This window comes from Elstera sp. (assembly GCF_044372965.1).
GTDB lineage: Bacteria > Pseudomonadota > Alphaproteobacteria > Elsterales > Elsteraceae > Elstera.
In genome coordinates, this window is sequence record NZ_JBILQX010000005.1 from 33774 (window position 1) to 54279 (window position 20506).

The following is a 20506-nucleotide window of genomic DNA, read 5'->3' on the forward strand; positions in this document are numbered from 1 at the left end:
TGTAACGGCGGGCTGATACCCGGCAGGGGAGACGGGTGTCAGCCCGATTTCATTGAATTTTAAGGAGTTTTCCATGTCGTCCTCCCTGTTGCGTCTTTCCCTCTCGGTGGCGATGGGCCTTGTGCTGGCGGCGGGTGCCGCCTCCGCTCAATCCGCGCCGAAGTTTCCAGCGGTGCTGGCAGGCCATGCCGCCGTTCCGGCTGACACGCTGATCGCGCCGCCCGCCGATGCCGGGGCTTTCTTTGCGACGGCGGGGAAATTCACCGCACCGGACCGCAAGCGCGTCGAGGCCGTTGGTACGATCCCGACGACCACTTTTACCGCCGATCCGAAAGCCCCGCGCTCCAGCGGCGTTAGCCTGCCGGTGAAGGGCCAAGCGGTGCAGGGGTTCTCCGGCATTCAGTCGCGCGGCAACGGCCTATTTTACATCCTCACGGATAATGGCTTCGGCGGCAAAGCCAACTCGCCCGATGCGCTGCTGATGGTGCATCGCGTGCAGACCGATTGGGCGACGGGCAAGGCCGACCGGCAGGATACGCGCTTCCTGCACGATCCCGATAAGAAGATTCCCTTCGCCATCGTCAATGAAAACACCGACAAGCGCTACTTGACCGGCGCGGACCTCGATCCCGAGTCCATCGCCTTCGTCGGCAATCGCCTGTTCATCGGCGACGAGTTTGGCCCCTACATCATCGAAGTCGACCAAGCGGGCAAAGTGTTGGCCTTCCATGAAACCATGGTGGACGGCAAACCGGCGCGCGGCCCGGATCATTACCGCAATGGCGCGCTGCCGAACGTGCCGGGCGCGGTGAGCTTTGAAGTGCGCCGCTCGCGCGGGTTCGAGCCGATGGCGGCCTCCCCCGATGGGCAGTTCCTCTATCCGGCCTTTGAAGGTCCGATCTTCAATGCCGAAACCAAGGCCCCCGAAGCCAAAGACGGCAAGCAGTTCGTGCGCATCCTTCAGTTCGATGTCGCCAAGGGGGCGTACACGGGCAAGTCGTTCAAATATCTGCTCGAAGATAATGCAAATGTGCTGGGCGATATGGCGATGATCGACGGCGATACCGCCCTTGTCATCGAGCGGGACGATACGACTGAAGGCAGCAAGGCCCAGGCCTGCGCGGGCGAGCCGAAGCTTGATTGCTTCAACAAGCCCGCCGCCTTCAAGCGCGTTTATAAGATCGATCTCGCCGCTGCCGATGCCGAAGGCTTCGTCAAGAAGGTGGGTTACATCGACCTGACCGACATTGATAACCCCAATAAGCTCGCCAAGATCGGCCCGAACGAGGCGAAGTTCGTGCTGCCGCACCTCGGGCCGGAAGGGGTTGCCATCGTCGATGCCGACCATATCGCCCTCACCAACGACAACAACCTGCCCTATTCGGTTGGCCGGACGGTCGATAAGGCGGACGATAATGAAATCACGCTGCTGAAGGTAACGGAGCTTCTGCGCGCGAAATAGGGCGTTAAACGGGCGCTAAGGGGCGGTGCGGTTCGGGGGGCAGGGTCACCCGGATCGCATCGCCCGGCTGCACAGGGCCATCGGCCAAGACGATGCCCATGATTCCGGCTTTGCGCACGAGTTCGCCCGCCGCATCACGGTCCAGCACTGCCTGCGTTAGCCCTGGCTTATAGTTGTCGAGTTGGGCGCAGGGATTGCGCAATCCTGTGATCTCGACGAGGGCGCTGGGGCCGATGGCAAGCCGGGTGCCCTGCGGCAGCGCCAGCAAGTCCAGCCCGCGCGTTGCGATATTCTCGCCAATGGTGCCGGGGGCTATATCGAAGCCCTTCGCCGCCAATTCCTCAAACAGTTCCGTGTGAATGAGATGGACTTGTCGCAGGTTCGGCTGATCCGGGTTAACCCGCACCCGCGAGCGGTGCTTTACCTTTTCGCCCGCGTGCGCATCGCCTTCCACGCCAAACCCGGCGCGCAACCGGATTTCAAGCTGCGGCGATTTGCTGAAACGATGCGTGGGGCTGAGGCTAACGGCAACGATTGTTCCGGTGAGGGCTGGCATAGCGGTCCTTTACATGCAGCTTTGAACGGTAGCTGCATTCTTTAACGCAAGAGGGGCTGGCGGCGCGAAGAAATTTCGCTACAACAATGCGATAATCGGGAGGAAAACCATGCGTCTTGGCGTCGATCTGGGCGGCACTAAAACCGAAATCGTGGCCCTGCGCGCGGATGGCTCGGAAGCCTACCGCACGCGCGTGCCAACCCCGCGCACCGACTATCGCGCCATCATCGCGACGATTGCCGGGCTGGTGGCGCAGGCCGAGGCGGCCTTAGGCGAACAGGGTTCTTTGGGTGTCGGAATTCCTGGTACGGTCGACCGGATTACGGGCCGGGTGAAGAATGCCAATACGCAAGTTCTGAACGGCCATCCCTTTGATCAGGATTTAACCGAAGCCCTGGGCCGCCCGGTGCGCGTGACGAACGACGCCAACTGTCTTGCTGCGTCCGAAGCCTCGGATGGCGCTGCCGCCGGGCTCGATGTGGTTTTCGCCGTCATCATCGGCACGGGAACGGGCGGGGGCGTTGCCCTCAAAGGCCAGGTTTGGGCCGGGCCGAACGGGATCGGCGGCGAATGGGGCCATAATCCGCTGCCCTGGGCAACCCCCGACGAGCTTCCCGGCACGCCCTGCTACTGCGGCAAATCGGGCTGTCTTGAAACCTGGATTTCCGGCACCGGCTTCGAGTTGACCGAAGGGCGCGGCCACAAGGCCAAAGCCATCGCCGACGCTGCCAGTGCGGGTGAAGCCTGGGCCGAGGCCGCGTTGCAAACCTATGAGGACCGGCTTGCGCGGGCGCTCACCACGGTCATTCACGTGCTCGACCCCGATGCGATTGTGCTGGGCGGGGGGCTCTCGAACCTCGACCGGCTCTATACCAACGTGCCGCCGCGCATCGAAGCGCTGTTGTTCGGCGGTGGCCCGTTACGCACCCGGTTTCTGAAGAATAAACATGGCGATAGTTCAGGGGTGCGCGGCGCGGCGTGGTTGTGGCCGGTCTAGACGGGAAGCAGCTAGGGATTTTGTTGCAGATTTAGATATATTTATGAAAATTATTATTAATTATCGATAATAAAAATCTCGTTTATTTGTAAAAGTAAAATTGCAACATATCTAATAATGATCAATTTTTGGTTGTATATGAGAAAAATGTGCTGAATTCATCTATTTTCAAGCTAGGCTATAATTTTTTTTATTTTAATACATAATATATCAAGTGGTGATATTGTGGACTTCTGAGTTTTTTAAGTGGGGGAAAAATGTTTCGTAAATCTCAGAAGGAAAATGTTCTGAAACGCAAAATCGCGGCTTTAGACGAACTAAACGCCAAAGTTATGGTCGCTGATGAAAATCTTAATATTGTTTATGTGAATAAATCTGTCGTTGAACTTTTAAAAGAGGCTGAAACTGATCTTAGAAGAGATCTGCCTCGCTTTAAGGTGGATGCGCTCATTGGCAGCAACATTGATGTTTTTCATAAAAATCCGCAGTATCAGCGCAACATGCTGGCGAGTTTAAACAAGCCCCATAACGCAACCATTAAACTGGCCAGTTACCAGTTCGACCTGCTGGTTATCCCCTTAATGGAGGCGGGCCGGTCCATCGGTTTTGTCGTTGAATGGTCGAATGCTAAGGAGCGCTTGGAGAATCTCGATTACGCCGCCCAAATGATGGCGATCAGCCGTTCCCAAGCCGTTATCGAATTCACGGTCGATGGTATTATTACGCGAGCAAATGATAATTTCCTCAAGGTCATGGGCTATCGTTTGGAAGAGGTGCTAGGAAAGCATCATAATATCTTCGTGGATCGTGCCTATCGCGATAGTCCTGACTATGTGCGTTTCTGGCAAAATCTAGCAAAAGGTGAATATCAGGCAGCCCAATATCGGCGCATCGCTAAATCTGGTAAGGAAGTGTGGATAGAGGGGGCTTATAACCCAATTTTTGATCAAAATGGTAAACTGACCAAGATTGTTAAGTTCGCGGTTGATGTGACCAACCAGGTTAATCTTTTGAATAACTTGAAAGTTATTTTGGATACCAACTTCGGCGACATCAATGCAGCCTTGCAAAAATCGAGCATTGAGGCTGCCTCGGCTCACCACGCGGCGGAAGCCACGTCGGTTAACGTGCAGACCGTTGCCGCCAGCGCGGAAGAACTGGTGGCGTCCATCGGGGAAATCGCGCAAAGCATGGTCCGCGCCCGCACCGCAACCGAAAGCGCCGTGGAGCAGACGCTCGCCGCGAGCAGCAGCACCGAACGCTTGGCGGTGGCGGGGCAGGCGATGAATGGCATCGTGAGCCTGATTAACAATATCGCAAGCCAGATCAATCTTCTGGCCCTGAACGCCACCATTGAAGCGGCTCGCGCGGGGGACGCAGGACGCGGTTTTGCTGTCGTGGCGTCGGAAGTTAAAAACCTCGCCAATCAAGCTGCCAGAGCAACTGATCAAATCTCTACCGAGATTGATGGGATTCAAGCAACCTCGGGCGAGGTGGCGACGGCGCTCGCGGGCATCCGCGATATTGTCTCTTCGGTGCGGGAGCATGTGGTGGGAACCGCCTCGGCGGTGGAGGAGCAGAGTGCGGTGACGCAGACCATGTCGATGAACATGCAAAGCGCCTCCGCCGCCGTCGCGAACTTCAATAATAGTATTGATGCGATTAGCTCTGCGGTTGAACAAGTGCAAAGCGCGGTAACGAGCACCAAGCAGGCGGCGGAGGTTTTGGTTCGCTAGCCTCGCGTTCCATAAAACCTCAAACGCTCTGCGACCGCCTTGGCTGGGAAGCCGTCTTTATGCTCGGCAGGAGCTGTGGCCCCGCACCGGAGCTTCTAAAGCTCGACGGGGGGGCGGTTAATGCCAGTCGTTGCCGACATATTTGGTGACAATCGTTGCCGCCGATCCGTCGGCTGCCATTGCCTCAAACGCCTTATCATAGCTAACGCCGCGAATAACTCCGACGCCCTGCGGTGCGCTGTAGAGATCTTCCACTCGCTGCATTTTAAAGCCCTTGGCGGCGATAATCAGCACCGGACTTGCGACCGGGCAGGCGGGATAATCGACGAACGTGCCAGTCCCGGTGCTTTTGACCCCGAAGGCAAGATCGACACTTCCGTCTTTCAACGCCTATTGCAAGCGGGCGCTCGGCGCGCGTTTGATGTCGAAAACAACCCCCGTGCGCCGGGCGATTTCGGCGGCCCAATTATCGAAAATGCCGGAGGCGATATGATGTGCAAAAAGCTCTAAAAACTTCCTTTTGGTTGCAATTAGATGCGTGCAATGCCCTTGCGATCAGGCGGGAATGGCTTCGCGCAGCGGCTCGGCGGTTTCATCGGCCTTTGGGGCCAACTCATCGATCATATGGCGCAGAATATCGGCGTAGAGGGCCAGCTTGTCGCCAAACTCTCGATCACGCCCCGCCAGCGCCGAAAAATCATCGGCGACATATTGGAGCAATCCGGCGTGGGTAGCGAAATACGGCGACATCTGCTAACTCCCCATCCTACGCAAGCCCGACACATTCGGGCCTATCGAACGTCCCCCGGCGGGTGATTGTCATACCAGGGTCAAGCTCTTGTCGCTTGTTTGACACAAACTATGCCCTAAGAGGGATTAAATCGAGATTACTTTTTTGCAACGCAGCAAGGCCCGAAAATGATCCCTCGCTACAGCCGCCCCAAGATGGTCGCCATTTGGGAGTCCGAGAACCGCTATAAAATCTGGATGGAGATCGAGACGCTCGCCGCCGAAGCGATGGCGGAGCTTGGCACGATTCCGAAGGAAGTGCCCGTCGCAGTGCGCGCGCGCGGGGCCTTCAATGTGGCGCGAATCGAAGAGATTGAGGCGGAAACCAAGCATGATGTGATCGCTTTCCTCACCAATCTTGCGGAGTATGTGGGGGAGGAAGCGCGCTTCGTTCACCAGGGCATGACCTCCTCGGACGTGCTCGATACCTGCCTTGCAGTGCAACTCACCCAAGCCACCGATATTCTGCTGGAAGACCTTGATGGCCTGCTGGCTGCGCTGAAACGCCGCGCCTTTGAGCATAAGCACACGCTCACTGTGGGCCGCAGCCACGGCATCCACGCCGAGCCCGTCACCTTCGGCCTGAAGCTTGCCACCTATTACGCCGAGTTCGCCCGGAACAAGACCCGCCTGTTGGCCGCGCGCGAAGAAATCGCCACCTGCGCCATCTCCGGCGCGGTCGGCACTTTCGCCCATCTCGATCCGCGCGTTGAGGAATATGTAGCGGAAAAGCTGGGGCTGAAGGCCGAAACCATCTCAACCCAAGTCATCCCGCGCGACCGGCACGCCGCCTTCTTCGCTACCTTGGGTGTCATCGCCTCCTCCATCGAGCGGTTGGCGACGGAAATCCGTCACCTGCAACGCACGGAAGTGCGCGAAGCGGAAGAGTTTTTCTCCGCCGGGCAAAAGGGCTCGTCGGCCATGCCGCACAAGCGCAACCCGGTTCTGACCGAAAACCTCACCGGCCTCGCCCGGCTCGTCCGCGCGGCGGTGATCCCGGCGATGGAAAACGTCGCCCTGTGGCACGAGCGCGATATTTCCCACTCCTCGGTCGAACGGATGATCGCCCCGGACGCGACCGTAACGCTGGATTTCGCCCTCGCCCGCCTGACCTCGGTGGTCGATAAGCTCGTCGTCTACCCCGAGCGCATGCAAGCAAACCTCGATCTGCTCGGCGGCCTCGTTCACTCCCAGCAAGTGCTGCTGGAACTCACCCAAAAGGGCATGAGCCGCGAAGACGCCTATAAGGCCGTGCAGCGCAACGCTATGGCCTCCTGGCAAGAGGGCAAAAACTATCGCGCCCTGCTCGAAGCCGATGCCGATGTGGCGAAGCATCTGACGCCGAAGGATATCGAAGCCCTCTTCGATCTCGGCCAGCATACGCGCCATGTGGATACCCTGTTCAAACGGGTGTTCGGCGAGGCCTAGGATAGGTTTGCAGGGGGCTTCACCCCCTGCACCCCCACCAAAGGGCTTGCCCTTTGGAAACCTTTTTTCTTACATCGAAGCGCTTTGACGGCGGGGTGTTCCCGTTTGACGGCAAAAATGGGTTTCTTAAGGGCCATTCGGCCCTTGAGCGGGGTTTGGGGCAGCGCCCCATCTCGCGCAGCGAAAGAGTAAGGATAAAAAAATGAGCGTATTGGCGACGTTGGAAGCTCGGGGCCTGGTCCATCAGAAGACGGCTGAGGATTTGGGCGCGGTTTTGGCGGCGGGGCCGATCACGTTCTATAATGGCTATGATCCAACCGCGACCTCGCTGCACGTCGGGCATTTGCTGCCGCTGACCTTGATGAAGCATATGCAGCGTGCGGGGCACCGGGTGATTGCGCTGATTGGCGGCGGCACCGGGCTGATCGGCGATCCCTCGGGCAAGTCGACCGAGCGCAACCTGTTGACGGCGGAAACGGTGGCGGAGAATGGGCGGCTGATCCACGCCCAGGTGACGCGTATTTTGCAGGCCGACGACAATCCGCCGATCTACGCCAATAATCTCGATTGGCTGAGCGAGGTGAACCTGCTCGATTTCCTCCGGGATATCGGCAAGCATTTCTCGGTGAATGCGATGATTCAGCGCGATTCGGTGAAATCGCGCTTTGAGCGGGATGGGGAGGGGATTTCCTTTACCGAATTCACCTATTCGCTGCTGCAATCCTACGATTTCTTGGAACTGCATAAGCGCTACGGCTGCACACTGCAAACCGGCGGGTCGGACCAATGGGGCAATATCGTCTCCGGTACCGATCTGATCCGCCGCGTGACCGGCAACCGCGCCTTTGGGCTGACGGTTCCGCTGCTGACCAATTCGGACGGCAAGAAGTTCGGCAAGTCGGAGAAAGGGGCGATCTTCCTCGATCCGGCGCTCACCAGCCCCTATGCCTTCTATCAGTTCTGGTTGAATTCGGCGGATGCGGACGTGCAGCGCCTGCTGCGTTTGTTCACCGATATTGCGCTTGAGGAAATCGACGCGCTCGACACCAACTCCGGCGCGCGACCCGCGCAAAAATTGCTTGCCGAGACCCTGACGCGGGACATTCATGGGGCGGACGCGCTGGAGGGGGCAAAGAAAGCCTCTGACGCGCTCTTCTCCGGCGCGATTCAGGGGTTGCCGGTGGCGACTTTGCTGGAGATTTTCGCCGATGTGCCCGCCGTCACCCTGCCGCAGGGCCGTATCGCTGATGGGGTGGCGCTGACCGATCTGCTCACGGAAACCGGCCTCACCGCGTCGAAAGGCGACGCCAAGCGCCAGATTCAGCAAGGGGCCGTGCGGCTCAACGGCGGCGAGCCGGTCTCGGGCGAACCCGTGCTGACCGCGAATGATTTCATTGAGGGAACCGTGCTGGTCTTACGCAAGGGTAAGAAGAGTTATGGCTTAGTGCGGGTCGGTTAAATCGTATTTTAGCATGACAAAATATATCCTTATGCGAGTATGATTCTAGCGGTCAACACGCATAAGGAGGGTGCTCAATGCGATTCTTCGGACTAAGCCTAGGGTTGGTAGTTTTTATCGGTATGGCCGCAAGCGGCGGCGCGCAGGCTGCTTGCTCGCTGCCGACCTGGAGTGGTGGCCCGGTTCCGGTCAATCAGGAGCATGTGTTCTGCGGTGAAATCACGGGGGGCACGCCAAAAGGCTATCATTCCGCTACCGTTATTCCACCGGCTACGGGAAAAACGGTCGTGAGCATTAGCGGCATCGCGCCCATCCGTAACGGCCTCTATAATGCCACGCCACGGTTCAGCAATGGATCGACCAAGTTCTCGACCTTCTTTCCCAATGCCTGCACGCAAGCGCAGATCGTGACCTCGGTGCAATATGCCTATGCCCATAATGGCGGGCCGGTGGCCCCTTGGGGGGTTTCGGGCATGTCGGCACCGCCCACAGGGGGCGGGGCCTATTGCCTGGATAGCGCGGGTCAACCCTTTGAAATTCGGATGGGGACGCTCGGCTCCGGCAGCGGTTTGAAGATCAATACCGCGTTCCCCCGATAATCTGAGGCAGGCGGCACCGATGATTGAGATTACCCCCACACCGGAAGGGTCCTTACGGATAACACCCGGCATGGTGCCACCGCTTTTGGCCGATTTTTTGGAAACGGATATTGGGCTCTATACGCCGCGTGCCGAAGAGATTTTAACGGCGCTGCGGGACAAAGGCCGAGCGGCAGAGGTTAGCTTCTATGGCAATCTTTACGCGCTTCGGGTGACGGCGACCGAGGCGTTTCTGAGCGGGCTGTTTGATGAAACCCTAATGCTCACCGTATCGTTGGATCAGCTTGAAGCCGTCGTAAGCCAGTGGCACGCGGCCTTACTCGGGCGCGGTGGCCGTCTGGACTAAGGCGCGCAACCACTCCCGCTCCCGATACGTCTCGATCCCCGGCAGCGTGAGCAGCGTCGGGCCATCCGGTAGATCCTGGCAATCCTCCAGGGCGATCTGGGTCGCTTCCTCATCCCCGCGCAGGGCGTGGACGATGGCTTCCTGGAAGGTGTGGCGGTGGCCTTTCGCGGTGGCGGCGGCGCTGTAGGCGGCAAGGGCATCGTCGAAATGCAGATCGGCTTCGCCATCGCGCACGAGCCGGGCGTGCAGCAGGTGGGCATTGCCGAGGGTGACGAGCAAGGCTGCATCGCGCCGCTCGGTCCTATCGACGGCTTCTTGGAACCGGTTGAGGGCGACGAACATCAGCCGGGCGGCGTCCACATCGCCGACATAGCCCGCCATTTCGATTAAGCTTTTGCCGTGCAGAACCCGAACCTCGACCGCGTCGGGCAGCAGGCTCACGGCGTCGTTCGCCATCAGGGCGGCCTGCTTTGCCAGCGCAAAGGCGGCATCCTCGTCCGCAATCGTATAGGCCCCGCTTAGCAGCATCTCAGCCAAGGCGGGGATTGTCTTTTTCAACTCGGGTAGCTTTGGCACCGCCGCGCGCAGCAGCGTGACGATACGGTTTAAGCGGGCGGCGACATTCTCCGAATCCAGCCGGGCGCTGACTTGCAAAGCGTCGAGTAGCGGCAACAGCGTGACCACCTGCATCGGCGCGGCTTTATAGCGGGCTTCGGCGGCGGCAAGCTCGGCATCGATCCCGTCAAGCCGATCGTCGGAAACATCCCCGGCGCTGGCTTCCAGCAGGCCGAGCAGCAGCCGCGTTTGGGTAAGGGCGAGGCGGTTTAGGGAAATATCGAGCTTTTGGGCTTTGCTCAGGGCCGCTTCCGCGCCGCGTAGCAAATCAAGCGGCGGCTCCAATCCGGCATCGGCGATGCGCAGCAGGGCCATGCCCATCGCCTGCCATAGCCGCCCATCCTCCGGCGCGCGTTCGATGGCCTCGTGCAGCATATCTTCGGCAGCTTCAAGCGCGGGTAGATCGTCCGCCTCGGCGGCAACCAACAAAAAGGAAGCGCGTGTGCCGAACACAAGCGCTTCGCTGGCCGACCCGGCTTTAAGCTGGCGCTCTAAGCGGTTTTTGGCGGCCTCTAGGCTAGGTTCCTGATCAAGGGCCGCCCGGGCGACTTCCAGAAGGCTGCCTGCCTCCAGGTGCCGCGCCGGGATCGGCCAAAGCAAGGCGCTTTTCATAGGCGGAAGGTTACGCTTCCTCCGCCGGTTCCCACGGCAGCGGCACTTCGGCTTCCGTGCCGAGCAGACGGCAGAGCGTGATCAGGTCGGATTCGGTCGTGTCCGGGCTGGTGTGCAACTCGGGGATCGACAGGAACCGCCCGTCTTCCGGCAGATCGCACAGGGTGCTGAGAATTTCCGACGGATCGTCCAGCCCTTCAAGGTCTGCGCCGTTCAGGTAATCGAGGCAGACGGCCAGCAGATCGGCGAAATCTTCGTCCGATTCGAACACTTCCGAAATATCGGCGGCGTCGATGGTCACATACTCAAGGCCCGACGCGCGCAAAACCTGGATCAGCAGATCCTTATGGTTCGACAGGCTGCCACGACCGGGGTAGGCGGCTTCCAAGCGCGGAACGGTGCGTTCCAGCCGGGCAATCGCGTCGGTCACTTTGGCGAGCGGTGCCGTGAGCTGCGTCATCTCTTCTTCGCCGCCCTCGACTTCGGTGGCGACCATTTCGGCTTGATAGAGTTGCTCGGTGCCGAACAGGCACAGCCACAGCAGCGGAATATTTTCCTCATCGACGGCGAGCGCCTTGAGGGTGATGCCTTCATCGGCCTCGGGGCTGGGATAGATCGTCTCTTGATCGCAGGCGAGCAGGAAGGCGAGGCGGGCCATGACTGGTCCTTTCGGGCAGATAAGATGAGGCCACCATAGGCGAAACTGCCGGAGGTGGATAGAGCCGAGAGGTTTTAGCACCCCAAAACAAAACCGCCGCTGCGGTTTTCCACAGCGGCGGCGATTGGTCGGAGTGAGAGGATTCGAACCTCCGCTCTCTTGCTCCCGAAGCAAGCGCTTTACCAGGCTAAGCTACACTCCGTCAGTCTACCCCCGCTCGGGTTTTGCGCGGGAGAGGGCGGCTGTATAGCGCCCCCATGCCTTAGCGTCAATACCCCCGCGAAACGGCAAAATCGATGGCTTCCATCAGACTGCTTCGGATGGGAAGATCGGGGAAGCGCGCAAGCTCGGCTTTGGCGGCTTCGCCGACCGTGCGGGCGCGGGCAACGGTTTCGCGCACGGTGCCGTATTTTTCGATTAAGGTTTGGGCGGTGGCAAGGTCGGCGTCGGTTTGCTCCAGCTCTTCGATCGTCCGATGCCAGAAGGCGCGTTCTTTCGCATTGCCGCGCGCGTAGGCAAGGATGACGGGGAGAGTTACTTTGCCCTCGCGGAAATCATCGCCCACGGTTTTGCCCAGCGCGGCTTCGCTTGCAGCGTAATCCAAGGCATCGTCGATCAACTGAAAGGCAACGCCGAGGTTAGTGCCGAAGCGGCGCAGGGCTTGAATTTCATCCTCCGGTCGGTCGGCGACCACGGCCCCTACTTCGGCGGCGGCGGCGAAGAGCACGGCGGTTTTAGCGCTGATGACTTCGAGATACTGGGCCTCGGTGGTTTCCAAATCGCCGGTTGTCAGAAGCTGATGCACTTCGCCTTCGGCAATCACGGCGGAGGCTTCGGAAAGCACGGCCAGTACGCGCAAGGAGCCGTCTTCAACCATCAATTGGAAGGCGCGGGAGAAGAGGAAATCGCCCACCAGCACGCTCGACTTATTGCCAAAGATGGCATTGGCGGAGGCCGCGCCCCGGCGCAGCAGACTATCGTCCACCACATCATCGTGCAGCAGCGTTGCGGTATGGATGAACTCGACGCAGGCGGCGAGCTTCTGATGACGGCTGCCCTGATAGCCGCAGAGTTGGGCTGCGGCCAGCGTAATCAGCGGGCGCAAGCGCTTACCGCCCGCCGCGATCAAATGGCTCGCAAGCTGCGGAATAAGGGCAACGGGGCTTTGCATTCGGTCGAGAATGATCTGATTGACCGCCGCCATATCCGGCGCTACCAGCGCGACGAGGCGATCCAGCGACGGCGCGGCCGGGGGCGTATCGGGAGAGGTCAGGGCTCGGGTCATAGCTGCGCGGCAATCCGTCTTTGGTTCGGGGCCTTGATTCGGGGGCCTTGATTCTGGGCCTTGAAGCCGGTCTCACGTCTCGACGGGCGAGGTGTAAGCCCTTACTCTTCAGTCACATCCTTGCGGCGGGAGCATAGGCGGCGTACCCGCAGGGTCAAGTCAGATATGCCCGTGTGGCCGGTAACAAAGGCAAATCCTCGCGTGATCTCCTCCGATTCTATCACGGAAACCCCGTTCTATGGCGGAAAGCTGCGCCTGCGCCAACCCAGTGCCGGGTATCGCGCCGCCATCGATCCGGTTTTGCTCGCGGCCAGCCTCGGCCCCCGCGAAGGGTCGACCCTACTTGATTTAGGCTGCGGCGTCGGCGCGGCAAGCCTGTGCCTCTTGGCCCGGCGACCCGATGTATCCGTGATCGGGGTTGAGATTGATCCGCTGCTTGCCGCGCTTGCCCGCCAAAATGCCGCGCTGAACGGGGTGAGCGACCGGTTTACGGTGATCGAAGGGGCGGTGGAGGCTTTAACGCCGAAGGCGCTGCCGCCGATTGCCGCCCTCTTCAGCAACCCACCCTTTCACGACCCGGCGGCGACCCCCTCGCCGGACGGGCGGCGGGCGCGGGCAACCCATGGCGCAATTCTGAACGATTGGGTGGCGCTTGCCGCCCGGCTGCTGCCCCGTCGCGGGATGCTTAGCCTGATCTATCGGGCGGATGGGCTGTCGGCGCTTCTCGCCGCCTTGACGGGGGAGGACCGCCCCGGCCCCCGCTTCGGCGGCATTACCGTCGCCCCGCTGTGGCCGCGCGTCGGTACAGCGGCAAAGCGCGTTCTGGTTCAGGCGAGCTTGGGCAGTCAGGCCCCGCTAACGCTGCAGTCCGGCCTTGTGCTGCATGGGGCAGGATCGGCCTATACCGCGCAAACCGAAGCGATTTTGCGCGGGGAGGCGGCGTGGGAAATATCCCCAAGCCCTCCGGTTTCGACTATTACATCTTGACTATGTAGTCAGGCCCAGGCTCGACTACATCTTACCGTCGTTAGCGCGTGGATACTATGCTTTCTAATAGTCTTGATCGATCTGGGTCGTGAGCGGTTCACCCCTCTCGATTCCCGCGCAGGCGGTACAGTCGCTCAGGCTCGCTATCCCGATCATCATCGGGCAATTGGCGCTGGTCGGCATGAATCTGGTGGGCACGCTGCTCTTAGGCCGGATCGGGACCGATGCGATGGCTGCTGGGGCTTTGGGAAGCGCCTTCTTTTTTTCCGCCGCCGTGATTGTGAACGGAATTCTATCGTCGACCGGCGTGATGGTGGCGCAGGCGGAAGGTGAGGGCGACGGGCGGCGGGCGGCGGGATATGCGCAGCGCGGGGTGTTGCTGGCGATTCTCTTGGCGATTCCGAGCATGGCCCTGCTGTTCTTCGCACCGCATTTTCTATCGGCAATCGGGCAGGAACCGGGGTTGGTTTCGCTGACTGGGCAGTATCTCCAGGCGCTTGCACCGGGGATGCTGCCCTATGCCATTGTGCTGGCCTTGCGCTATTTCCTCGCAGCAATCGAGCGCCCGCTGATCGGCACGATCATGGCCATATTCGGCGTTCTGGTGGAACTGCTGGTTGGGCATGTGCTGCTATCCGGTTGGATCGGTGCGCCGATGGGGGGGGCGGGGGTCGGGATCGCCGTGATGGTTGGCTGCTTTGCCATGATGGCGGGGATGCTGCTCTACCTGCGTTTCGCCCCCCAGGTGCGCGCCTATGGCTTGCATCGGCGCGGGCTGGCGCAGGCCGGGCAGTTGGCCGATCTGTGGCGCATCGGCTGGCCGATGGGCGTGGCCTTTGGGGCGGAAACGCTGTTCTTTATGCTGACGACGACGTTGGCGGGGTTTTTCACCCAGGCCGAAGTCGCCGCCCATAGCATCGGCTATCAGAGCATCACCACGGCCTTCATGATCGCCGTCGGCCTGTCGCACGCCACCATGGTGCGGGTGGCGCGCGCGGCGGGCGAGGGCGACCTTCTGGCGGTGCGCCGAATCGGCTGGGCGGGGATCGGCCTTGGTATCGTCGGTATGGGCGGAACCGGCCTGGGTCTTGCCATCGGCGGGCGTTGGATTGCCGCGCTGTTTCTGGATCCCACGAAAGCCGATGCAACGACGGTGTTCGATTTTGCCGCGCCCTTGCTGGTGATCGCCGCCCTGTTCCAACTGTTCGACGGAACGCAAGCGATTGCCGCCGGGGCCTTGCGCGGCCTGAAGGATTCGCGCGGACCGATGGTGATCGGGCTCATCGCCTATTGGCCGATTGGCATGGCGAGCGGGGCGATTTTGGGCTTTTGGCTCGACCTGCGCTTGGTCGGCCTGTGGAGCGGTCTTGCCTTGGGGCTTGCGGTGGCGGCGGTGGCGCTCACGGTGCGCTTTCATCTTAAATCGCGGCGCTTGCCAGAACCCGCGAAAGGGTGAAAGGTGGTGCCATGTTTGGCTTATCTCTCGGAAAACTCCTCGTTCTCGTCGTCGCCTGCGTCGTCGGCTGGATGCTGCTGACTAAGCTGCGCGCGGGTCCGCCCAGCGCTCGCCGAGCGCCGCCGGAACCCGTTCCGCCGCCGCAGCCTGCCGCCCGCACCGCAGAGAGCGCAGGGCAGATGGAAGATTTGCGGAAATGCACCTTCTGCGACACCTATGTTCCGGTGCGCAATGCCCGCTCCTGCGGGCGCTCCACCTGCCCGCACGCGCCTTAATCCCCCAAAACCCGAGAAATCGTTCCGGTTGCAACGCAAAAACGGCGCGGGAGAGCGCTTGATTTACGCGACGCGAGCAGACTAAGGTGCGCGCGATTTTCGCTGTGTCACCGAAAGGTCATAGGATGGCGTCCGGCCCGCTTCCCTTTCAATCGCTGATCCTGACGCTGCAAAGCTTTTGGGCAAGCCAAGGCTGTGCGTTGCTGCAGCCCTATGATGTCGAAGTTGGGGCCGGAACCTTTCATCCCGCGACCACGCTGCGGACTTTGGGGCCGGATACGTGGAATGTGGCCTACGTCCAGCCCTCGCGCCGCCCGACCGATGGGCGCTATGGCGAGAACCCCAACCGCTTGCAGCATTATTATCAGTTCCAGGTGATCCTGAAGCCCTCGCCGGTCGACCCGCAGGCGCTGTATCTGGACAGCCTGAAAGCGCTGGGTATTGACCCCGCCGAGCACGATATTCGTTTCGTTGAAGACGATTGGGAAAGCCCGACGCTGGGGGCCTGGGGCCTTGGTTGGGAAGTCTGGTGCGATGGGATGGAAGTCACCCAATTCACCTATTTCCAGCAGGTCGGCGGTATCGAAGCCAATCCGGTGTGCGCCGAGCTTACCTACGGGCTGGAACGCCTCGCCATGTATGTGCAGGGCGTCGAGAATGTCTACGATCTCGATTGGAACGGCGTCAAAGGCCCTGGCCGGAAGACCTATGGCGACGTGTTCCTAGAGAATGAAAAGCAGTTCAGCGCCTATAATTTCGAGCACGCCAATACCGAAGTGCTATTCCGGCACTTCAACGAGGCCGAGGCCGAATGCCAGAAGCTGTTGGCCGTAAATCTGCCGCTGCCCGCCTATGACCAAGCCATCAAAGCCAGCCATACCTTCAACCTGCTCGATGCGCGCGGCGTGATCTCGGTCACGGAACGCGCCGCCTATATCGGCCGGGTGCGCGCCCTTTCCAAAGGGTGTTGCGAAGGCTGGCTTGCCGTGCGCGGCGCGTGAATACCGTCAGGAACTGAATAATGGCCGATTTGCTGCTCGAACTCTTTTCCGAAGAAATCCCGGCGCGCATGCAGGCGCGGGCGGCGGAAGAGCTGCGCGACCGACTGGCTGCCGCGTTGACCGAGGCGGGCCTTGCGCCGCAGAGCCTTGCGGTCTGGGTCACGCCGCGCCGCGTTACTTTCCATGCCACCGGCCTGCCCACGGCCCAACCGGATCGGTCCGAAGAGCGCAAAGGCCCGCGCGCCGATGCGCCGGCGGGGGCGATTCAGGGCTTCCTCAAATCGACCGGCCTTACCCGCGACCAGCTTGAAACCCGCGAGACCGATAAGGGCGCGGTGCTGTTTGCCGTCACCCACATCCAGGGCCGCCCGACGCGCGACGTGCTGCCGGAGCTGATTTGCGGTCTGATCCTGGGCTATACATGGCCGAAATCGATGCGCTGGCGCGACACGCGCCTTGCTTGGGTGCGCCCCTTGCGGTCGATTCTGGCGCTGTTCGACGGGCAAACCCTGCCCGGCGGTTTGCACCTGGGCCGCAATGTCGAGGGCGGTGAGCAGCCGGGCTATCGCGCTGCGGGCGATACGGGTGATCTCAATTATCTGCCGTTTGGCAACCAGACCTTCGGACACCGCTTTCTGGCGCCCGATGCGGTTTCGGTGGTCGATGCCGCCGATTATCAGGCCAAGCTGCGCGCCGGGTTCGTGATGCTGGACCGGGAGGAGCGCAAGCGCCTCATCCTCACAGAAGCCGAAACGCTCGCCGCCTCGGTCAACTGCCGCGTCAAGCCGGATGCCGCCTTGCTGGAAGAAGTGGCCGGGCTGGTTGAATGGCCGGTGCCGCTGCTGGGCCGCATCGACGATGCCTTCATGGATGTGCCCGCCGAAGTGCTGACCACCTCTATGCGCGAGCATCAGAAATATTTCGCCCTGGTGCCGCAAGAATCCGCCGAGGGTGACGCGAAGATCGCGCCCTATTTCGTCGTTGTCGCCAATATGGTGGCGCGCGATGGCGGGGCGGCGATTATCTCCGGCAATCAGCGCGTGCTGCGTGCCCGCCTGTCCGATGCGCGCTTCTTCTGGGATCAAGACCGCAAGCTTCGGCTGGAAGTTTGGGCGGAAAAGCTCACGAGCCGAGTGTTCCACGCCAAGCTTGGCACGGTTGCCGCGCGTGTGGACCGGCTGGCCGTGCTGGCGGTGACGCTCGCAGGGCAAACCGGAGCCGATGCCGCGCTGGCCGACCGGGCCGCACGCCTCGCCAAGGCCGATCTTTCCACCGGCATGGTCGGCGAGTTCCCCGAACTGCAAGGCGTCATCGGGCGCTATTACGCCCGCCACCAGAGGGAAGACGAGGCGGTCGCACATGCCATCGCCGATCATTACGCGCCGGTCGGCCCGTCTGACCGGGTGCCGACCGCGCCGGTTTCCCGCGTGGTAGCCCTAGCCGATAAGCTCGATCTGCTCGCCGGGCTCTTCGCCATCGACGAAAAGCCGACCGGCTCGAAAGACCCGTTCGCCCTGCGCCGCGCCGCCCTGGGCGTGCTGCGCATTATCACCGAGAACGGCCTGCGCTTGGCCCTGCGTCCGGTGCTGGATGCGGCGGTATCGCTCTATGGGCCGCAGATCGAAAAGCTCGATACGGCGGCCACCGTCGATGCGCTGCTCGCTTTCCTTGCCGACCGGCTGAAAGTCACGCTGCGCGACCAAGGCCAGCGCCATGATCTCATTCAGGCCGTCTTCGCCCTCGGTACGGAAGATGATGTGGTGCGGCTGCTGGCGCGCGTCACCGCGCTCAGCGATTTCATTGCAACCCCCGTGGGGGCCGATATGCTGGCCGCCTTCCGCCGCGCCGCGAATATTTTGAAAATCGAAGAAAAGAAGGACGGTCGCCCTGCCCAGGAGACCGTCGCTCAGCCTCTGCTGACGCAAGCAGAGGAAAAAGCCTTGGCCGACGCGCTGGAAGCGGCATTGCCCGCCGTGGAAAGCTTGGTGGCCGAGGAACAGTTCGTGGAGGCAATGAAACGCCTCGGCGCGCTGCGCGATCCCGTTGACGCGTTCTTTACGCATGTGACGGTAAATGCAGACGATACGGGGGTGCGCGCCAATCGCTTGGCACTGCTCGCCCGCTATCGCAAAACCTGTTCGGCCATTGCCGATTTCGGGGTGATTGAAGGCTAGCGCGGCCCGCCCAGGGCCTGCTTTTTCATCGGGGTAAGGGGAACGAGATGGTTGAGGCGACGGCGACGCATCGTTGGGTTTACAGCTTCGGCGACGGAAGCTCGGAAGGTCATTCCGGGATGCGCAATCTGCTCGGCGGTAAGGGTGCAAACCTTGCCGAAATGAGCAATCTCGGCCTGCCCGTGCCGCCGGGCTTTACCATTACGACCGAACTCTGCACCTATTATTATGCCAATGGCCGCCAGTATCCGGCGGAACTGAAAACCCAGGCCGCAGCAGCTTTGGCGACGGTCGAAAAGATCGTTGGTAAGGTGTTCGGCGATGCCACCAACCCGCTGCTCGTCTCGGTGCGCTCCGGCGCGCGGGCCTCGATGCCGGGGATGATGGATACGGTGCTGAACCTCGGCCTCAATGATGCCACGGTCGAAGGGCTCGCCAAGCTCTCGGGCGACGGGCGCTTTGCCTACGACAGCTATCGCCGCTTCATCCAGATGTACTCGAATGTGGTGCTCGACATCGACCACCATCATTTCGAAGAAATTCTGGACCGGCATAAGGACGAAAAGGGCCATTCGCTCGACACCGACCTGTCGGCAGACGATTGGAAAGAAGTCGTTGCTGATTATAAGGCCGAAGTGCAGCACGCCCTGGGCCGCGACTTCCCGCAAGACCCGCACGAGCAGCTTTGGGGCGCGATTGGCGCGGTTTTCGCAAGCTGGATGAACCAGCGCGCCATTGTGTACCGCCGCCTGCACGAAATCCCGGAAAGCTGGGGCACGGCGGTGAATATTCAGGCGATGGTCTTCGGCAATATGGGCCAAGATTGCGCCACCGGCGTTGCCTTCACCCGCGATCCTTCAACGGGCGAGAATATTTTCTACGGCGAATATCTCATCAACGCCCAGGGCGAAGACGTGGTGGCGGGCATTCGCACGCCGCAGCAGATTACCGTTCAGGGCAAAATCGCTAATCATTCCACCCTACCCGCGATGGAAGAATCCATGCCGCAGGTGTTCGCCGAACTGGCGGCGGTGCGCGATAAGCTGGAGCGGCATTTCCGCGACGTGCAGGATATCGAGTTCACCGTTCAGTCGGGCAAGCTCTATATGCTGCAAACCCGTAGCGGGAAGCGCACGGCGGAAGCTGCGCTGAAGATTGCCGTCGATATGGCGAACGAGGGGCTGATTACCCAGGAAGAAGCCATTCAGCGTGTCGAGCCGCGCAGCCTGGATCAGCTTCTGCACCCGCGCCTTGATCCGAATGCCCCGCGTAATCTGTTGACGCGCGGCCTGCCTGCCTCGCCCGGTGCCGCCTATGGGCGCGTTGTCTTCTCAGCCGACGCGGCGGAAGATTTGGCCGCAAAGGGCGAGGCCGTCATTCTGGTGCGCATCGAAACCAGCCCGGAAGATATTCACGGCATGCATGCCGCCAAGGGCATTCTCACCACGCGCGGCGGCATGACCAGCCACGCGGCGGTGGTGGCGCGCGGCATGGGCCGCCCCTGCGTCGCCGGGGCCGGGGAAGTACGCATCGATTACGCGGCGGGAACGCTTTCGCTTCGGGGTACCGTCGTGAAAGTCGGCGATTACATTACGCTGGATGGCAGCACCGGCGAAGTCTTCGTTGGGCAGGTGCCGACGCTGCAGCCGCAGCTTTCCGGCAGCTTTGCCACGCTGATGGGCTGGGCCGACGCCAAGCGCACGATGAAGGTGCGCACCAATGCCGAAACCCCGCTGGATGCCCGCACCGCACGGGAATTCGGCGCGGAAGGCATTGGCCTGTGCCGCACCGAACATATGTTCTTCGACGCCGACCGCATCATCGCCGTACGTGAAATGATTATGGCCGACGATGAAGCTGGTCGCCGCGCGGCGCTCGCCAAGATTCTGCCGATGCAGCGCAGCGATTTCGTCGAACTCTTCACCATCATGGCGGGGCTCCCTGTCACGATCCGCCTGCTCGATCCGCCCCTGCACGAGTTTCTGCCGCACACGGAAGCCGAAATGCAGGAAGTCGCGGTGGCGTCGGGCAAAGATCTCGCCTTCGTTAAAGCGCGCGGTTCGGCTTTGCA

At 61.0% G+C, this 20506-nt stretch carries 19 protein-coding genes and 1 tRNA gene; 13 read left to right on the forward strand and 7 right to left on the reverse strand.

What is annotated here, in order from left to right; translation table 11 throughout:
• The first annotated feature begins 73 nt into the window (after window positions 1-73).
• Window positions 74-1462: an esterase-like activity of phytase family protein gene (locus ACIQ36_RS01660; RefSeq protein ID WP_395824868.1), complete on the forward strand. Its 1389-nt coding sequence runs from the start codon at window positions 74-76 to the stop codon at window positions 1460-1462.
• A gap of 4 nt (window positions 1463-1466) precedes the next feature.
• On the opposite strand, the gene ACIQ36_RS01665 is transcribed toward ACIQ36_RS01660, so the two are convergent.
• Window positions 1467-2018: an MOSC domain-containing protein gene (locus ACIQ36_RS01665; protein WP_395824871.1), complete on the reverse strand. Its 552-nt coding sequence runs from the start codon at window positions 2016-2018 to the stop codon at window positions 1467-1469.
• 109 nt (window positions 2019-2127) lie between these two features.
• Here ACIQ36_RS01665 and ACIQ36_RS01670 point away from each other — a divergent pair, with 109 nt between their 5' ends.
• Together ACIQ36_RS01670 and ACIQ36_RS01675 are read left to right on the forward strand one after the other, a co-directional pair.
• On the forward strand, window positions 2128-3015 hold the full coding sequence (locus tag ACIQ36_RS01670; protein WP_395824874.1) for an ROK family protein: 888 nt from the start codon (window positions 2128-2130) through the stop codon (window positions 3013-3015).
• A gap of 257 nt (window positions 3016-3272) precedes the next feature.
• Window positions 3273-4751: a methyl-accepting chemotaxis protein gene (locus ACIQ36_RS01675; protein WP_395824877.1), complete on the forward strand. Its 1479-nt coding sequence runs from the start codon at window positions 3273-3275 to the stop codon at window positions 4749-4751.
• Window positions 4752-4868: 117 nt separating this feature from the next.
• Here the strand turns inward: ACIQ36_RS01675 and ACIQ36_RS01680 are convergent, their stop codons facing one another.
• Together ACIQ36_RS01680 and ACIQ36_RS01685 are read right to left on the reverse strand one after the other, a co-directional pair.
• Entirely contained in the window at window positions 4869-5138 is a 270-nt protein-coding gene (locus ACIQ36_RS01680; RefSeq protein WP_395824880.1) for a hypothetical protein, read from the reverse strand.
• Window positions 5139-5306: 168 nt separating this feature from the next.
• Entirely contained in the window at window positions 5307-5501 is a 195-nt protein-coding gene (locus ACIQ36_RS01685; protein WP_395824883.1) for a hypothetical protein, read from the reverse strand.
• A gap of 168 nt (window positions 5502-5669) precedes the next feature.
• Here ACIQ36_RS01685 and purB point away from each other — a divergent pair, with 168 nt between their 5' ends.
• The 4 genes from purB to ACIQ36_RS01705 all read left to right on the forward strand — a co-directional run bounded on the left by purB (window position 5670) and on the right by ACIQ36_RS01705 (window position 9372).
• Window positions 5670-6968 (forward strand): adenylosuccinate lyase, encoded by a 1299-nt coding sequence (purB, locus tag ACIQ36_RS01690; RefSeq protein ID WP_395824886.1) that lies wholly within the window; start codon window positions 5670-5672, stop codon window positions 6966-6968.
• 202 nt (window positions 6969-7170) lie between these two features.
• Window positions 7171-8427 carry a tyrosine--tRNA ligase gene (tyrS, locus tag ACIQ36_RS01695; protein ID WP_395824889.1) on the forward strand — a complete coding sequence of 419 codons (1257 nt, stop codon included), beginning with the start codon at window positions 7171-7173 and terminating at the stop codon, window positions 8425-8427.
• Window positions 8428-8504: 77 nt separating this feature from the next.
• Window positions 8505-9026 (forward strand): EndoU domain-containing protein, encoded by a 522-nt coding sequence (locus ACIQ36_RS01700; protein WP_395824892.1) that lies wholly within the window; start codon window positions 8505-8507, stop codon window positions 9024-9026.
• A 19-nt stretch (window positions 9027-9045) separates the two neighbouring features.
• Window positions 9046-9372 carry a hypothetical protein gene (locus tag ACIQ36_RS01705; protein WP_395824894.1) on the forward strand — a complete coding sequence of 109 codons (327 nt, stop codon included), beginning with the start codon at window positions 9046-9048 and terminating at the stop codon, window positions 9370-9372.
• On the opposite strand, the gene ACIQ36_RS01710 is transcribed toward ACIQ36_RS01705, so the two are convergent.
• The 4 genes from ACIQ36_RS01710 to ACIQ36_RS01725 form a co-directional block, all read right to left on the reverse strand.
• Window positions 9343-10599 (reverse strand): hypothetical protein, encoded by a 1257-nt coding sequence (locus ACIQ36_RS01710; protein WP_395824897.1) that lies wholly within the window; start codon window positions 10597-10599, stop codon window positions 9343-9345. The two genes, ACIQ36_RS01705 and ACIQ36_RS01710, sit on opposite strands and share 30 nt — an antisense overlap.
• A gap of 10 nt (window positions 10600-10609) precedes the next feature.
• Window positions 10610-11257: a hypothetical protein gene (locus ACIQ36_RS01715; RefSeq protein WP_395824900.1), complete on the reverse strand. Its 648-nt coding sequence runs from the start codon at window positions 11255-11257 to the stop codon at window positions 10610-10612.
• 125 nt (window positions 11258-11382) lie between these two features.
• Window positions 11383-11459: transfer RNA gene (locus ACIQ36_RS01720), tRNA-Pro, on the reverse strand.
• 66 nt (window positions 11460-11525) lie between these two features.
• The gene (locus tag ACIQ36_RS01725) at window positions 11526-12542 is read right to left on the reverse strand and encodes a polyprenyl synthetase family protein (RefSeq protein ID WP_395824903.1); all 1017 of its coding nucleotides are present in this window, start codon (window positions 12540-12542) and stop codon (window positions 11526-11528) included.
• Between the two features lie 201 nt (window positions 12543-12743).
• Between ACIQ36_RS01725 and ACIQ36_RS01730 the strand changes: the two genes are divergently transcribed.
• From ACIQ36_RS01730 to ppdK, 6 genes are all read left to right on the forward strand, one after another.
• Entirely contained in the window at window positions 12744-13529 is a 786-nt protein-coding gene (locus ACIQ36_RS01730; protein ID WP_395824906.1) for a tRNA1(Val) (adenine(37)-N6)-methyltransferase, read from the forward strand.
• Window positions 13530-13617: 88 nt separating this feature from the next.
• Window positions 13618-14985, forward strand: a complete 1368-nt coding sequence (locus tag ACIQ36_RS01735; protein ID WP_395824910.1) for an MATE family efflux transporter — start codon at window positions 13618-13620, stop codon at window positions 14983-14985.
• Between the two features lie 11 nt (window positions 14986-14996).
• Window positions 14997-15260 (forward strand): hypothetical protein, encoded by a 264-nt coding sequence (locus ACIQ36_RS01740; RefSeq protein ID WP_395824913.1) that lies wholly within the window; start codon window positions 14997-14999, stop codon window positions 15258-15260.
• Window positions 15261-15385: 125 nt separating this feature from the next.
• Complete coding sequence (locus tag ACIQ36_RS01745; protein ID WP_395824916.1) at window positions 15386-16261, forward strand: glycine--tRNA ligase subunit alpha; 876 nt, start codon at window positions 15386-15388, stop codon at window positions 16259-16261.
• 20 nt (window positions 16262-16281) lie between these two features.
• On the forward strand, window positions 16282-18435 hold the full coding sequence (glyS, locus tag ACIQ36_RS01750) for a glycine--tRNA ligase subunit beta (protein WP_395824919.1): 2154 nt from the start codon (window positions 16282-16284) through the stop codon (window positions 18433-18435).
• Window positions 18436-18482: 47 nt separating this feature from the next.
• On the forward strand, window positions 18483-20506 hold a 2024-nt coding region (gene ppdK, locus ACIQ36_RS01755), incomplete at its 3' end, for a pyruvate, phosphate dikinase (RefSeq protein WP_395824922.1).

Excerpts from the sequence above, each read along its gene's own strand:
- ACIQ36_RS01660 (WP_395824868.1), top strand. The coding sequence starts at position 74 with ATGTCGTCCTCCCTGTTGCGTCTTTCCCTCTCGGTGGCGATGGGCCTT.
- ACIQ36_RS01665 (WP_395824871.1), bottom strand. The coding sequence starts at position 2,018 with ATGCCAGCCCTCACCGGAACAATCGTTGCCGTTAGCCTCAGCCCCACG.
- ACIQ36_RS01670 (WP_395824874.1), top strand. The coding sequence starts at position 2,128 with ATGCGTCTTGGCGTCGATCTGGGCGGCACTAAAACCGAAATCGTGGCC.
- ACIQ36_RS01675 (WP_395824877.1), top strand. The coding sequence starts at position 3,273 with ATGTTTCGTAAATCTCAGAAGGAAAATGTTCTGAAACGCAAAATCGCG.
- ACIQ36_RS01685 (WP_395824883.1), bottom strand. The coding sequence starts at position 5,501 with ATGTCGCCGTATTTCGCTACCCACGCCGGATTGCTCCAATATGTCGCC.
- purB (WP_395824886.1), top strand. The coding sequence starts at position 5,670 with ATGATCCCTCGCTACAGCCGCCCCAAGATGGTCGCCATTTGGGAGTCC.
- tyrS (WP_395824889.1), top strand. The coding sequence starts at position 7,171 with ATGAGCGTATTGGCGACGTTGGAAGCTCGGGGCCTGGTCCATCAGAAG.
- ACIQ36_RS01700 (WP_395824892.1), top strand. The coding sequence starts at position 8,505 with ATGCGATTCTTCGGACTAAGCCTAGGGTTGGTAGTTTTTATCGGTATG.
- ACIQ36_RS01705 (WP_395824894.1), top strand. The coding sequence starts at position 9,046 with ATGATTGAGATTACCCCCACACCGGAAGGGTCCTTACGGATAACACCC.
- ACIQ36_RS01710 (WP_395824897.1), bottom strand. The coding sequence starts at position 10,599 with ATGAAAAGCGCCTTGCTTTGGCCGATCCCGGCGCGGCACCTGGAGGCA.
- ACIQ36_RS01715 (WP_395824900.1), bottom strand. The coding sequence starts at position 11,257 with ATGGCCCGCCTCGCCTTCCTGCTCGCCTGCGATCAAGAGACGATCTAT.
- ACIQ36_RS01725 (WP_395824903.1), bottom strand. The coding sequence starts at position 12,542 with ATGACCCGAGCCCTGACCTCTCCCGATACGCCCCCGGCCGCGCCGTCG.
- ACIQ36_RS01740 (WP_395824913.1), top strand. The coding sequence starts at position 14,997 with ATGTTTGGCTTATCTCTCGGAAAACTCCTCGTTCTCGTCGTCGCCTGC.
- ACIQ36_RS01745 (WP_395824916.1), top strand. The coding sequence starts at position 15,386 with ATGGCGTCCGGCCCGCTTCCCTTTCAATCGCTGATCCTGACGCTGCAA.
- glyS (WP_395824919.1), top strand. The coding sequence starts at position 16,282 with ATGGCCGATTTGCTGCTCGAACTCTTTTCCGAAGAAATCCCGGCGCGC.